The sequence below is a fragment of the Rhodococcus sp. HM1 genome (assembly GCF_023218075.1).
Lineage (GTDB): Bacteria > Actinomycetota > Actinomycetes > Mycobacteriales > Mycobacteriaceae > Rhodococcus.
Window position 1 is genome coordinate 1 of sequence record NZ_JALPTB010000107.1, and the last position, 13,283, is coordinate 13,283.

Annotated in this window: 14 protein-coding genes; 11 read left to right on the plus strand and 3 right to left on the minus strand. The window is 67.0% G+C overall.

All coding sequences use genetic code 11. The features are described from left to right. On the minus strand, positions 1 to 594 hold a 594-nt coding region (locus M1M07_RS30290; RefSeq protein WP_248676531.1), incomplete at its 3' end, for a dienelactone hydrolase family protein. Between the two features lie 176 nt (positions 595 to 770). Here M1M07_RS30290 and M1M07_RS30295 point away from each other — a divergent pair. Beyond that, on the plus strand, positions 771 to 1,439 hold the full coding sequence (locus M1M07_RS30295; protein WP_248676532.1) for a fasciclin domain-containing protein: 669 nt from the start codon (positions 771 to 773) through the stop codon (positions 1,437 to 1,439). A 32-nt stretch (positions 1,440 to 1,471) separates the two neighbouring features. Beyond that, the gene (locus tag M1M07_RS30300) at positions 1,472 to 2,053 is read left to right on the plus strand and encodes a lipocalin family protein (RefSeq protein WP_248676533.1); all 582 of its coding nucleotides are present in this window, start codon (positions 1,472 to 1,474) and stop codon (positions 2,051 to 2,053) included. A gap of 61 nt (positions 2,054 to 2,114) precedes the next feature. Here the strand turns inward: M1M07_RS30300 and M1M07_RS30305 are convergent, their stop codons facing one another. After that, complete coding sequence (locus tag M1M07_RS30305; protein WP_197250232.1) at positions 2,115 to 2,837, minus strand: TetR/AcrR family transcriptional regulator; 723 nt, start codon at positions 2,835 to 2,837, stop codon at positions 2,115 to 2,117. Between the two features lie 190 nt (positions 2,838 to 3,027). Here M1M07_RS30305 and M1M07_RS30310 point away from each other — a divergent pair, with 190 nt between their 5' ends. From M1M07_RS30310 to M1M07_RS30350, 9 genes are all read left to right on the plus strand, one after another. Next, positions 3,028 to 4,581 carry a bifunctional 3-(3-hydroxy-phenyl)propionate/3-hydroxycinnamic acid hydroxylase gene (locus M1M07_RS30310; protein WP_197250233.1) on the plus strand — a complete coding sequence of 518 codons (1,554 nt, stop codon included), beginning with the start codon at positions 3,028 to 3,030 and terminating at the stop codon, positions 4,579 to 4,581. A 12-nt stretch (positions 4,582 to 4,593) separates the two neighbouring features. Further along, positions 4,594 to 5,535 (plus strand): VOC family protein, encoded by a 942-nt coding sequence (locus M1M07_RS30315; RefSeq protein ID WP_197250234.1) that lies wholly within the window; start codon positions 4,594 to 4,596, stop codon positions 5,533 to 5,535. Then, a complete protein-coding gene (locus M1M07_RS30320; RefSeq protein ID WP_197250235.1) occupies positions 5,535 to 6,386 on the plus strand; it encodes an alpha/beta fold hydrolase in 852 nt (283 codons plus the stop codon). Before M1M07_RS30315 ends, M1M07_RS30320 begins: the two co-directional genes overlap by 1 nt. A gap of 101 nt (positions 6,387 to 6,487) precedes the next feature. After that, entirely contained in the window at positions 6,488 to 7,369 is an 882-nt protein-coding gene (locus M1M07_RS30325; protein ID WP_197250236.1) for a VOC family protein, read from the plus strand. A gap of 35 nt (positions 7,370 to 7,404) precedes the next feature. Beyond that, entirely contained in the window at positions 7,405 to 8,409 is a 1,005-nt protein-coding gene (locus tag M1M07_RS30330) for a dihydrodipicolinate synthase family protein (RefSeq protein WP_197250237.1), read from the plus strand. Between the two features lie 54 nt (positions 8,410 to 8,463). Continuing rightward, positions 8,464 to 9,975 carry an aldehyde dehydrogenase family protein gene (locus M1M07_RS30335; RefSeq protein ID WP_248676534.1) on the plus strand — a complete coding sequence of 504 codons (1,512 nt, stop codon included), beginning with the start codon at positions 8,464 to 8,466 and terminating at the stop codon, positions 9,973 to 9,975. 2 nt (positions 9,976 to 9,977) lie between these two features. Further along, a complete protein-coding gene (locus tag M1M07_RS30340; protein WP_197250239.1) occupies positions 9,978 to 10,274 on the plus strand; it encodes a Dabb family protein in 297 nt (98 codons plus the stop codon). Between the two features lie 40 nt (positions 10,275 to 10,314). After that, the gene (locus tag M1M07_RS30345) at positions 10,315 to 11,037 is read left to right on the plus strand and encodes a class II aldolase/adducin family protein (RefSeq protein ID WP_197250240.1); all 723 of its coding nucleotides are present in this window, start codon (positions 10,315 to 10,317) and stop codon (positions 11,035 to 11,037) included. 7 nt (positions 11,038 to 11,044) lie between these two features. Beyond that, positions 11,045 to 12,940, plus strand: coding sequence for an FAD-dependent monooxygenase (locus M1M07_RS30350; protein WP_248676535.1), 1,896 nt, complete (start codon positions 11,045 to 11,047; stop codon positions 12,938 to 12,940). Positions 12,941 to 12,960: 20 nt separating this feature from the next. Here the strand turns inward: M1M07_RS30350 and M1M07_RS30355 are convergent. Further along, a partial coding sequence (locus M1M07_RS30355) for a DUF2867 domain-containing protein (protein WP_248676536.1) occupies positions 12,961 to 13,283 on the minus strand: 323 nt, incomplete at its 5' end.

The following is a 13,283-nucleotide window of genomic DNA, read 5'->3' on the forward strand; positions in this document are numbered from 1 at the left end:
GGTCAGGGCGTCGGACAGGAAATCGGCGGTCAGTGCGTGCCAGCGCTCGGGCCGGGTGAGCAGGAAGTGACCGGCGTCGGGGAACGGCAGCCAGGTCGCGTCCACGCCGCGGCGGCGGGCGGCTTCCGTCTGGGCTTCGGCGACCGACGGGTCGGTCCACGTGTCCGCGGTGCCGTGGGCGACCAGGAGCCGCCGGCCCGGCGGGATCAGGGCGCCGTCGTTGTCCGGCCACCACGGGGCCAGCGCCACCACCGCCTCGACCTGAGGGTGCGCGGCGAGGTGTGCGACGACGCGCCCGCCCATCGAATGCCCGACAAGTCCAATGGGCGCATCGGGCCGGCGGCGGCGGATCTCGTCGAGGGCACGCAGACCGTCCTGCACGGGGCTGCGGACGTTCCCGTTCCAGCCCCGCACCGTGTATTGCACCTGGCGGACGGTGATGCCGGTGCCGGCAAACCGCAGCCGCAGAGACTCGGTGAGCAGCGACATCCGCAGCTGCGACAGGTGCCACCACCGGGCGGTCGCGGTACTCGCCGGCTTGCCGCCGGGCAGCACCAGCACGTGGGCGCGGCCGCGGCTCGAAGGAATCTCCATGACCGCCATTCGGAGCCGCAGACGCGGCGGATGGCTCGCCGCAGAAACCGGCCCCGGAAACGGCTCTCGAAAAAATTTCGGATCCGACCCATCCGCCCCCCGACCGGTGGCGAATGACCGGTGACACACCCGATCGACGGAGCCCCCGGGCCCTCGCCACGGAAGGAAGACGAACGATGGCTATTCGAACGCGAAAGAGCATGGCACTGATCGGAATCGGCGCCGCAGCAGTGATGGGTCTGTCGGCGTGCTCGTCCGACGACTCCGACTCCGCAACGGAGTCGGCGACTTCGGCAGCGACCTCGGCGATGTCGTCGATGGAAGCGACGACCACCGCGGAGGCCGCGGGATCCGGGCTCGTGGGCCCGGGCTGCGCCGCCTACGCCGAGCAGGTACCGACCGGACCCGGTTCGATCGAAGAGCTCGCACAGCAGCCGGTCGCCACCGCCGCCGGGAACGTGCCGGTCCTGACGACGCTGACCGCAGCGGTCTCCGGGCAGCTCAACCCGGACGTGAACCTCGTGGACACCCTCAACGGGGGTGAATTCACCGTCTTCGCGCCGGTCGACGACGCGTTCGCGAAGGTCGATCCCGCCACCGTGGAGACGCTGAAGACGGATTCGGCGTTGCTCACCAATGTCCTGACCTACCACGTGGTTCCGGGGCAGATCGCTCCCGCCGACATCGCGGGTGACCAGACCACCGTCCAGGGCGGGACCGTGACGGTGACCGGCTCGGGTGAGGACTGGAAGTTCAACGACGCCAACCTGATCTGTGGTGGAATCAAGACTGCGAATGCCACCGTCTACCTGATCGACGGCGTGCTGCTGCCGCCTCAGCAGTAATTCCGGTGCCCGGACCGACGAAAGGAGATCCCGTGAAACGAGCGATGTTCGGACTCGCCGCGGCGGCGCTCGCCGCGGTGGGTTCGGCCCTCGTCGCGGCGCCCGCGCAGGCGGCGCCGCTGACTCCCGTTCCTCAGCTCGACGTGACGCGCTATGTCGGCGGCTGGTACCAGCTCGCCGCCAATCCGGCGCCGTACAACATCGACTGTGTTCGCGACACCACCGCGCAGTACACCCTGATCGACGAACGCAATGTGCGCGTGGAGAATTCGTGCACGACGATCACCGGCGAGCGGCGCGGGATCGTCGGCAACGCCCGCCTAAACGACACCGCGTCGCTGCACGTGTCGTTCCCGGGTGTGCCGTTCCAGGACTCGCTCGACGGTCCGAGCAACTACATCGTCACCTACCTCGCCGACGACTACTCGTGGGCCCTCGTCGGTGACCCGACCCGGGTGTCCGGATTCGTGCTGTCGCGCTCGCCGGTGGTGGACGCCGCTGCGTGGCAACAGATCCGCACGGTCGTCGAGGATGCCGGGTACAACTCGTGCCTGATGCTGACCTCCCCGACCACGGAAGGACTGCAGGAGATCAAGCCCCTCTGCACGGTGTAGCGGAAGGCACTGTGTAGCTGAGGAACCGGCGCCGGGATCGCATTCGATGCGGTCCCGGCGCCTATCTCGGCCGAGCTGGATCGAGCAGCCCGGCGGGTGACGTTCGCCCGCTCGCCGCCGAACCGGTGCCGAGCGCGTCTGCATCGAGCCTTGCCAAGAACGCCTCCGCCATCAGTGTGATGGCATCGGCGAGCTCGTCCATCTCCTCACTCATCGATCGACCGGCCTCGGCTTGTCCGCCGAGGAAGGCCCCGTCGATTCCGGCCATGCAGAATCGTTCGAACTTGTCGGCAACCGCCTTCGCGATCTCCGGCCCATGGTCACGGAACGACTCCCGGATCATGCGGTTCACGTGGCTCCGGCCCTCGCGGCGCACGCTCGCGATGGTGTCTGCAACGTCCGCCTCGCCCGTGTCCTCCTCCTCGCTGAGGATGAGCAGCATGTGCAGTCGGAGAAACTCCTCTCGCTCGGTCAACACCGCGGCTGCGCGATTGAGGAACCAGCTCAGCCGCTCCCGGGGCGTGCCGTCGACGGGCGGATTCGTCTGCGGGTCGCCCAGCGCTTGGAAGAAGTCCTTCATGCCCGTTTCCATCACTGCCGAGAGCAGTCCGCTCTTGGTGTGGAAGTGGTGGAGGATCACACTCTTTGCCAGTCCTATCTCGGCGCTGAGAGCTGACAGCGACGTGGCCGCGTAACCGCGCTGCCCCATGACCCGGGTGGCCGTCTCCAGGATTTCGTTGCGGGACTGCCGCCCTCGCCGGTTGCTGACTCGCTGCCTTTCCACGTGCAGATTGTAGAGCGGACTTGCCGATGCCCGGATCTCGCACTCTCGGCGCACCAGCACAGTGAGCCGCGAAAGGGAACCTAATTCTGCACGGCGGAATTTGAGCAGCAATGGTTGACGGCGCGATCGGAAACTGTGACGCTCCTCACGAACTTATCGACCGATTGGTCGAACAATGGAGGAGTGATGCATGTCTGACCACTTCGATGCCGACGTCGCGATCATCGGCTATGGCCCGACCGGCCTTGCGGGAGCCCTCACACTGACCAACAAGGGCGCGAGTGTTATTGCGTTCGAGCGTGATACGGACATCTACGCCCGCGCTCGTGCGGTAACGATCAACGACTGGACGATGCGGATCTTCCAGGAGCTGGGGATCGACGAGCGAATCGAGAAGGTCATCGAGCCGGAGGACAAGTTGCGCTGGGTGACCTACGACGGCCAAGAGATCATGCGCGTCCAGCATCCGCCGTCCGAATTGGGTACGCGCAACACGAAGCCGCGCTTCTTCAACATCTATCAACCGACAATGGAGGCCGAGCTGCGTCGCTGCGCCGAGGAATACGACGCCCTCGACGTGCGATTGGGCGTCGAGGTGATCGGCGTGGACCAGGACGAAACCGGCGTCACGATCACCGCCCGCGACCGCAAGACGGGTCGAGAGACGAGCACCCGCGCCCGATACGCGATCGCGGCCGACGGTGGCTCCAGCCCGACGCGCAAACTGCTCGGCATCCCGATGCTCGGCGATACCGCCCCGACCCAGTGGATCGTCATCGACTGCAAGACCAAGCGCTTCTGGCCCGACAGTGATTGCCCGACATTCTGGTCGGACTCCGAGCACCCTGTCGTCGACATCTCGCTCTCCGGCGGCCACCACCGCTGGGAGATCGCGCTCAGGCCCGGTGAGACCGAGGCCGACTTCCCCTCCACCGACGAGGTGTGGCCGCTACTGCACGCGCTGGGCAAGTCCGAGGACGACGTCGAGATCGAGCAGTATGCCTTCTACCACCACCACGTCCGTGCCGCGGAGTCGTGGCGCCGCGGACGAATCTTCCTCGTCGGCGACGCAGCCCACCTGATGCCGCCGTGGGCCGGGGCCGGCATGCAGTCTGGCATCCGCGACGCCCACAACCTCGGCTGGAAGCTTGCGCGGGTCCTGCGTGGCGAGCTCGGCGAAGAGTGGCTGGACACCTACGAGGCCGAGCGACGCCCCAACGTCGAGTTCTTCACCAACATTGCCATCGCGCTCGGCCGGGTGATCATGCAGCAAGCGACGCCGGAGGAAATCGAGGCGATGGACGCCGTCCCGGAGAACACCGTGACGCCACCCGAGCAGCCGATCTTCGCACCCCCGGTGTTGGAAGCGGGCTGGCTGCGCGGTGAACTCGGCGATGCGAGCATCGTCGGCCGGATGCTGCCGCAGCCCCACATCGGCGACCACGTCGGTACCCGCGCCCGCGTCGACGAGTTGATAGGGCACGGCTTCGTCCTGATCGGCGCCGAGGTCGATCCGGCAACCCTGCTGAGCGCCGAGGAGAAGTCCGAGTGGGATGCCCTCGGCGCGACCTACCGCACGGTGCGATCCAAGATGTCCCACACGGAGGGCCCCAACGATCTTGTCGACCTCGAGGACGCGCTTCTTCCGTGGTTCGAGCGGTATGGCGTCAGGGCGGTCGCGGTTCGTCCCGACAAGTTCATCGCCGCAGCCGACAAGTCCGGTCTCGCGGTCCCCGCGCTCTGAGAGGAAAGAACGATGACTGGAGTCAAGGAGCTCGCCTACGTCGTCTACGAGGTCAGCAAACTTGCGGAATGGGAGCACTTCGCCGGCGACCTGCTCGGTATGCAGGTGGCCGACAAGAACTCTGACTCGATCAGCTTCCGCACCGACGACAAGGCCTACCGCTGGTTCTGCACCCAGGGTCCGGCCGACGACCTGGCCGCGACCGGCTACGAGGTCGAGAACGATGCATCGCTCGACACGATCGTCGAGAAGCTCCGGGGTGCCGGGGTGGAGGTCACCGAGGGCGATGCAGCACTCGCCACCACCCGCAAGGTCGACCGCATCTTCATCACGGCAGACCCGATCGGGAACCGGATCGAGCTGGTCACCGGCTTCGCCGACGCCGAGACGCCGTTCCACTCCGGCACGATGCTCGGCACGTTCGTCACCGGGCAGGGCGGGGCCGGTCACCAAGTGTTGATGTCCAAGGACGTCGACCGCGAGGACTACCTGGCGTTCTATCTGGACCTGCTGGGCTTCAAGATCAGCGACTTCATCGTCGAGGAACTTGCGCCGGGGATCGTCGCCGATGTCGTGTTCCTGCACTGCAATCCGCGGCACCACACCCTCGCCTTCGGCAACATGCCGAACCCGAAGCGCACCCACCACTTCATGATCGAAGTCACCGACATCCGTGACGTGGGCCTGGCCTACGACCGCTGCATGGATGCCAAACAGCCCTTCGAGATGACGCTCGGCATGCACCCCAACGACCGCATGTTCAGCTTCTACGTCCGTACGCCGTCGGGCTTCTCCGTCGAGTACGGCTGGGGCGGTCTACTCATCGACGACGAGACCTGGGAAGTGCAGACCCTCGGTCAGCTGAGTGCCTGGGGACACCGCCCACCCGAGATAGTCCACGCCCTGCTGGGCCAGGCCCCGTTCACCAACACGCCCCCGGAAGGTGCCCACTGATGACCCTCATCGAGGCGGACGTCGCCAAGGACGTCGATACCGAGAACTGGACCATCCACTACAACGAGGCCGGCCCGGCCGACGGCCATCCGGTGATCCTGATTCACGGTGGCGGCCCCGGTGCCACCGGTTGGAGCAACTACAACCCCAACATCGAAGCTATCGCCGCTGCGGGTCTCCGCGTCATCGCCCCGGACCTCCCAGGTTGGGGAGCCTCGAGCGAGGTCGACTTCTCGACCTACGACCAAGTGCAGGCGGTCTGCGAGCTGCTCGACGCCCTCGGTATCGAGAAGGCGGCGTTCGTGGGTAACTCGATGGGCGGCCACACTTCGCTGCGGATGGCCATCGAGCACCCGGACCGGGTCACGCACCTGATCACCATGGGCGCCCCTATCCAGATGAAGCCGATCCTGTTCGGTGCCGGCGGCGGTCCCTCCGAAGGGCTCAAGATCATGGCTCGGACCTGGTCGGACTACAGCCCCGAGCAGATGAAGCGGCTCGTCGAGATCATGGTCTTCGACAAGGAGCGGTTTGCCACTCCCGAGCTGTGCCGGCAGCGGTCCGAGGCAGTGGCCAAGCGCCCCGAACACGTCGCCAATGTGCTCGCGGCTGCACCGAAGGCACCCATCACGATCTGGGTCGATCCCAACCGGCTCTCGGAGATCACGGCACCCACGCTGCTGATCCACGGCCGCGACGACCGGGTCGTCACGTTCGAGACCGCGCTCGTATTGGCGGCGAACATTCCTGACTCACGCGCGCATGTCATCAACCGCTGCGGCCACTGGGCGCAGCTCGAGCACGCCGACGAGTTCAACCGCCTCGTGGCGGACTTCGTCCGCCACCACTGAGGGTTGCGGGCGGTCCCCGAAGGGATCGGGAACCGCCCGCGACGGGGATGAGGCCCACTCCTCGTCGTACTGCTTGTGCACACCAGAAACCGGAGGTCCGTGTGATCAAGGTGCAGACGCTCAACAACATCGCGCTCGCGGTTCCCGACCTCGATCGGGTCGAGGACTTCTACCGCGACCGCTGGGGGCTGGCGCCCGTCCGCGGCGACGGCGACGCGCAGCGTCGCTATTTCCGAGCCCGAACCTCCGCCCATCACGGGCTCTCCCTCGAGCAGGCGCCCGCCGGCGCCACCCGGGGGGAGCTGGTGCACGTGTCCTTCGACGTCGCGACCCGTGCCGACCTCGATGCGGCGTTCGAGCAGGCCGTCGCCGCGGGCGGCCAGGTGGAACGTGAGCCGGGGGACGCGGTCGGGCCCGGGCACGAGGCGAGTGCTGCCGTTTGCGACCCCGACGGCAACCTCGTCCAGTTGCTGTATGGCGCTTCTGTCACCGAGGAGAGCCACCGTGCGCGGATCGTCGCGCCCCGCAAGCTCGGCCACCTCGTGCTGAATACGCCGCAGCGCGCGGTACTCGAGCGCTTCTACGGCCGGCTCGGCCTGCGGGTCAGCGACCGGACCGCACGCGGCATGTCGTTCATGAGGTGCAACCGTGATCACCACACCCTCGCCCTCTGCGACTCCGAACGGACGGGGATCCAACACATCGCATTCGATGTCGTCGACATGGACAGCATCATGACGGCACTCGGCGCGCTGACCCGCGAAGGGACGCCCTGCGTGTGGGGGCCCGGCCGACACGGGCCGGGAAAGAACATCTTCACCTACTACGCCGACCCCGCGGGCGTGTTCATCGAGTACTACGCCGAGCTCGAGCAGGTGGAGGAGGAGGTGGACGCCCCTTTGGAGGCCGTCTTCTGGGGCGAGGAATGGAAGGGCGACACCTGGGGATACGCCGGTCCGCCCCCTCCGAACTTTACGAAGTGAAACAACAACATTCGATGGAACACGAGGTAGTGACGATGACTGACGCGAAGGGCGGCCGAGTGATCACCGCATCCGAGATCAGCGGGGTGTACGGGATCATCCCGACACCCGCGCTGCCGGGTTCCGACCGGATCGATGCCCGGAACACGGTGGATGTCGAGGAGACGGCGCGACTGGTCGATCAGCTCGTGCGCGACGGCGTCTCCGGCATCATCGCGCTGGGAACGACGGGCGAGTGCCCGAGTCTGAGCGAGGACGACTTCGATGTCGTCGTCGACACGATTGTGGAGGCTGTCGACGGTCGGGTGCCGACGTTCGTGGGCGCGACCGGCTCGGGTGGCCACGGCACCGCTCGTCGTCTGCGAAAGGTCGCCGAGTCGGGAGCCGACGGCACCCTGCTCGGCCTACCGATGTGGCAGCCGCTGACCACCGCGATGGCGGTGGACTACTACGCCCAGATCAGCGAGGCGTTCCCGGACCTGGCGGTCATGGTCTACGCAAACGCCCGAGCCTTCCGCTACACCTTCCCGGTGGAGTTCTGGGAGGGCATCGCAGCCCAAGCTCCCACGGTCACCTCGGCAAAGGTGTCGAAGGCGCCCGATCTGGAGCGAATGCTCGAAGCAACCGAGGGCACGGTGAACTTCCTGCCCAGCGACATGGTCGTGCACGACTTCGCGAAGCGAGCGCCCACGACCACCACGGGCTGCTGGGCCACCGCCGCAGCAATGGGACCGGAGCCCTCGATCGTGCTGATGGACGCGCTGCAGACAGGTGACGCTGCAGCCGTCGAGAAGGCGGTGGCCGACATTGCCTGGGCCAACGAGCCTGCGGCCCACCTGTTCGCCGACCAGGAGCTCTTCGCCTCCTACAACCTCCAGATCGAGAAGACCCGGATCGCCACCGCCGGCTACTGCCGGCCGGGCCCGATCCGGTCGCCCTACAACCACCTGCCGGAGCCCTACGCCGCCGCGTCCCGCGAGTGCGGGCAGCGCTGGCGTGAGCTGCGCGCCCGCCTGACGAGCGCCGCCACCGCGTCCTGATGACCCGAATCACAACGATGAACCTGACGAGGCAGAGAACCCATGCCATCCTCCATGACGAGCACGTCGCCCTACGAGTCGGAGTACGCACCCCACGAGAAGACGCTGGCCGCGATCCGGTCGCGTGACTGGGGTCTGCTCATCGACAACGAACTTCGCCCGGCCGTAAGTGGCGCCGGCTTCGCAACCGTCGATCCGGCGACCGAGCGGCCGTTGGCGGAGGTCGCCGACGGAGGTGCGGCCGATGTCGAGGCCGCTGTCCGGTCGGGGCAGCGCGGTTTCGAGACCTGGCGCCGGTACTCGCCGCAAGGGCGCGCGGCCGCGGTTCGCGAACTCGCTGGGCACATTCGGACGAACGCCGACGAGCTCGGTCTTCTCGACGCGCTCGATGGCGGCAGCCCGGTGACCTCGATGCGCAAGGACGCCCTCTGGGCCGCTGACATGCTCGAGATGTTCGCCGACTGGGCCCTGATGATCAAGGGCGAGACGTACCCCGGCGCCGGGACCGGTTTGCACTACTCGCGCCCCGAACCGTACGGCGTCGTGGGCCGCATCATCCCCTTCAACCACCCCATCTTCTTCGGAGCAGGCAAGCTCGGCGCACCACTGATGGCCGGAAACGCAGTCATCCTCAAGCCTCCGCCGCAGGCACCGCTGTCTGCGATCCGACTCGGTGAACTCATCGCAGAGGTCCTGCCTCCGGGCGTGGTCAACATCGTCAACGGCGCCGGCCCGGAGCCGGGAGTGGCGATCGCAGCCCACCCCGAGATCGAGCGCATCGCGTTCATCGGCAGCGAGCGCACCGGTCGCGACATCCAGCGGGTCGGCGCCGGCGCCGGGGTCAAGCACGTCAGCCTCGAACTGGGTGGCAAGAACGCCATGGTCGTGCTCGCAGATGCCGACATCGAGGCCGCGGCCCAGGGCGCCGTCTTCGGCATGAACTTCACCGCTAACCAGGGCGAGTCCTGCGGGTCGAACTCCCGGCTGCTCGTCCACCGCTCGATCGCCGACCAGGTGGTCGCACGGGTGGTCGAACTTGTCGAACAGATCAAGGTCGGCGTGCCGGTCCTCGAATCGACCGAAATGGGCGCGCTGGTCTCCCGCGAGCACTTCGAGCGGGTCAGCGGCTACATCGAGGCCGGGCTCGCCGAGGGCGCTGTCCTCGCCACCGGCGGCGGGCGACCCGACCACCTGCCGGAGGGCCTCTTCATCGCCCCGACTGTGTTCGACAAAGTCACCCCCGACATGACGATCGCGCAGGAGGAGATCTTCGGGCCGGTCCTGTCGGTGCTCACCTTCGACGACGATGACGAGGCGGTCCGCATCGCCAACGGTGTCCCGTACGGACTGACCGCCAGCGTGTGGACGCAGGACGTCGACCGTGCACACAGGTTCGTCGACGATCTCCAAGCCGGCTATGTCTGGATCAACGACTCGTCGCGCCACTTCCCGGGCCTCCCCTTCGGCGGTGTCAAGGCTTCGGGCCTCGGCAAAGAGGAGAGCCTCGAGGAGATCATCAGCTTCACCCGATCCAAGACGGTCAGCATCCCGCGCAGGGGGCATTGACGATGCTGCACCACGTAATCGAGCTCCGCTTTCACGAGGGCACCACCGACGAACAGATACAGCGGATGGCTCACGGCCTGCTCGGCCTGCGGGACCGGATCGCCACGATCCGGTCGATGAAGATGGGCAGAGATCTGCGAATCCGGCCGGACAACTTCGAATTCGCTTCCCTCATCGAGTTCGACGACGAGGCAGGCTACCTGGAGTTCCGGGACCACCCGGCCCACCGACAGTGGGTGCGCGATCAGGTCCAGCCGATCATGGCTCAGCGCGCCGGCGTCGTCTTCCTCAGCTCGTGACCGCCCCGCTCAGCCATACCCACGCGAAGGAATCGACAGCATGACCACCCTCGAAGGCACGTCGGTGAGCGACCTGGTCGCCGCCAACCACATCCTCGTCCGCCAGGGCGTCCTCGACTCGTTCGGCCACGTCAGCATGAGGACCGCACCGGGCGCCGACACGTTCTGGCTCTCACGCAACCTCGCGCCGGGATCGGTGACGGAGTCCGACCTGCTCGAGCACGATCTGGACGGTGACACAGACGACCCTCGGAGCCCCTATCTGGAGCGGTTCATCCACGCCGAGATCTACCGCCGTCGGCCCGATGTGATGGCGGTCGTACACAGCCACTCGCCCGCCGTCGTCCCGTTCAGCACCGTCTCGGTGCCATTGCGGCCGGTCATTCACATGGCCGGCTTCCTGGACCCGCAGCAGACACCCGTCTTCGAGATCGCCGACGTCGCCGGTGACGCCACCGACCTCCTCATCACCTCCTCGCAGCTGGGCGCCGCGCTCGCCGAGACCCTCGGTGACTCCTCGGTGGCACTGATGCGCGGACACGGCTCGGTCGCAGTCGGCGCTTCGGTGCCCGAGGCCGTCTACCGGGCGGTCTACACCGAGGTCAACGCCCACGCGCAGGCTTCAGCCCTCGCCCTCGGTGAACCGCGCTACTTGACCGCCGGTGAGGCAGCGGCCGCGAACGCGACCGTCGGCGGGCAGGCAACCCGCGCGTGGAACGTCTGGCGCGCGCAAGCGATCGCGTCGTCTGCCGGGCAGGTGTGACGTCGCCATGCAGTTCCATCACCACGGCTACGTCTCAGGCGACCCCCGCGTACAGCCCGCCGCCGGTGTCGGGCCGACCCGGCCGAGTGGCCTACCCGACACGGTCGACGTGCTCATCGTCGGCACCGGTCCCGCCGGCATGATCACCGCAGCTCAACTCTCGCAATTCCCCAACATCACGACCCGGGTCGTCGAACGCCGCGCCGGCCGTCTGGAAGTCGGACACGCAGACGGTCTCCAAGCCCGGAGTTTGGAGACCTTCCAGGCGTTCGGATTCGCCGAACGCCTGGCAGCCGAGGCGCACCACGTGACGGAATTCGCCTTCTGGCAGCCGGACCCGGCCGATCCCACAAAGATCGCCCGGGCCGGCCGGTCACTCGACGACCCGAAGGGGCTCAGCGAATTTCCGCACATCCTCGTCAACCAGGCACGCGTACTGGATTACTTCGCCGAGTTCATGGCCAACTCGCCCAGCCGCATGAAGCCGGACTTCGGACTGGAGTACAGAAGCCACGAAACCGACTCGGGCTCGGAGTATCCGGTATACGTAACCCTTGCCCATACCGCCGGGGAGCGTGCAGAAGAGACGTTCGAGGTCCGTACGAGGTACCTCGTAGGGGCCGATGGTGCCCACAGTCGGGTACGCCGGTCGATCGGTTGCCGATTCGAGGGCCACAGCGCCAACCATGCCTGGGGTGTGATCGACGCCCTGGCCGACACCGACTTCCCCGACATTCGACTGCTGTCGACCATCCAGTCGAGTACCGACGGCAACATGATGGTGATTCCCCGAGAGGGGGGATTCCTGTTTCGCTTGTACGTCGACCTGGGTGAAGTCCCCGACCAGGCGAGCGGCGTCCGGGCCACGCCCGTCGAGACCGTCATCGCGAAGGCCAACAAGATCCTGCACCCGTACTCGATCAACGTGAAGCAGGTCGCCTGGTTCAGCGTGTACGAAGTCGGCCACCGGCTGGCCGAGCAGTTCGACGACACACTGCGCGACCACACCGGCGACCCACGCCCGCCACGGGTGTTCATCCTGGGCGACGCCTGCCATACGCACAGCGCCAAGGGCGGACAAGGCATGAACGTCTCGCTCCAGGACGGCTTCAACCTGGGGTGGAAGCTCGGCCACGTCCTGGACGGGCGTGCCCCCGAGTCGCTGCTCTCCACCTACGATGCCGAGCGCAAGGCCATCGCGAAAAACCTGATCGACTTCGACAAGGCGTGGGCGGCAATGATCGCCAAACGCGCCGACGAGCTCGACGACGTCGCGGAGGTGCCGACGTTCTTCCGGAGCACGGAGGAGTTCCGCACCGGATTCCGTACCGAGTACCCGCCATCGATGATCGTCGGCCAGGCGACGTACCAGGACCTTGCGAAGGGATTCCCGATCGGGCAGCGTTTCGCGTCGGCCAGGGTCTCACGGGTGGCCGACACCAACCCGGTCCACCTCGGTCATCACGCCAGAGCCGACGGACGCTGGAGGATCTACCTTTTCGCGGATGAGTCAGCCTCCGGCCATGATTCCGCTCTCGAGAGCGCGGCACGGTGGCTCACCACGTCCGAGCACTCGCCGTTCGCGGAGCTCCCCGACGGCGTCCGACCCAACGACTGGTTCGATCTGAAGGTCGTCTACCAGCAGGACCACCACGCGATCGAGCTCGGCCGCGTGCCGGACATCTTCAAGCCGAGAGTCGGGCCGTTCGACCTGGTCGACTACGAACATGTCTACGCCGCGATCCCCGACGACGATGTCTTCGAGTCCCGCGCGATCGACCGCGGTGGTGTCGTCGTCGTCGTGCGACCCGACCAGTACGTTGCGCACGTGCTGCCTCTGGCTGCGCCCGATGAACTGGCCACCTTCTTTGCGGGGCTGCGCCTTCGAGATCCGACGATGTGAGGACGCCGCGGCGGTCGGTCTCATCCGTCCACGCCCACCTCCCGGCGCGCGGCCCCCGCGATGTTCTCGAGCATGCCCTTGAAGATGACCCCGTGGAACGGCAGCAGCGAGTACCAGTACAGCCTGCCGGCAAGTCCTTTGGGGAAGAAGATCGCCCGCTGATGCAGGCGTGTCCGGTCCGGGCCCAGCGGTTCGAGACGCCATTCGAGCCACGCCCCGCCCGGGGCGAGCATCTCGGCACGCAGCCGCAGCAGTTCGAAGCGGTCGATCCGCTCGACGCGCCAGAAGTCCAGGGCGTCGCCGGTGTGCAGCGTGGTCGGGTTGCGGCGCCCCCGTGTCAGGC

What these genes read in the sequence shown, in the direction of transcription:
- M1M07_RS30295 (WP_248676532.1), top strand. Translation starts at nt 771, where the DNA reads ATGGCTATTCGAACGCGAAAGAGCATGGCACTGATCGGAATCGGCGCC.
- M1M07_RS30310 (WP_197250233.1), top strand. Translation starts at nt 3,028, where the DNA reads ATGTCTGACCACTTCGATGCCGACGTCGCGATCATCGGCTATGGCCCG.
- M1M07_RS30315 (WP_197250234.1), top strand. Translation starts at nt 4,594, where the DNA reads ATGACTGGAGTCAAGGAGCTCGCCTACGTCGTCTACGAGGTCAGCAAA.
- M1M07_RS30320 (WP_197250235.1), top strand. Translation starts at nt 5,535, where the DNA reads ATGACCCTCATCGAGGCGGACGTCGCCAAGGACGTCGATACCGAGAAC.
- M1M07_RS30330 (WP_197250237.1), top strand. Translation starts at nt 7,405, where the DNA reads ATGACTGACGCGAAGGGCGGCCGAGTGATCACCGCATCCGAGATCAGC.
- M1M07_RS30335 (WP_248676534.1), top strand. Translation starts at nt 8,464, where the DNA reads ATGACGAGCACGTCGCCCTACGAGTCGGAGTACGCACCCCACGAGAAG.
- M1M07_RS30340 (WP_197250239.1), top strand. Translation starts at nt 9,978, where the DNA reads ATGCTGCACCACGTAATCGAGCTCCGCTTTCACGAGGGCACCACCGAC.
- M1M07_RS30345 (WP_197250240.1), top strand. Translation starts at nt 10,315, where the DNA reads ATGACCACCCTCGAAGGCACGTCGGTGAGCGACCTGGTCGCCGCCAAC.
- M1M07_RS30350 (WP_248676535.1), top strand. Translation starts at nt 11,045, where the DNA reads ATGCAGTTCCATCACCACGGCTACGTCTCAGGCGACCCCCGCGTACAG.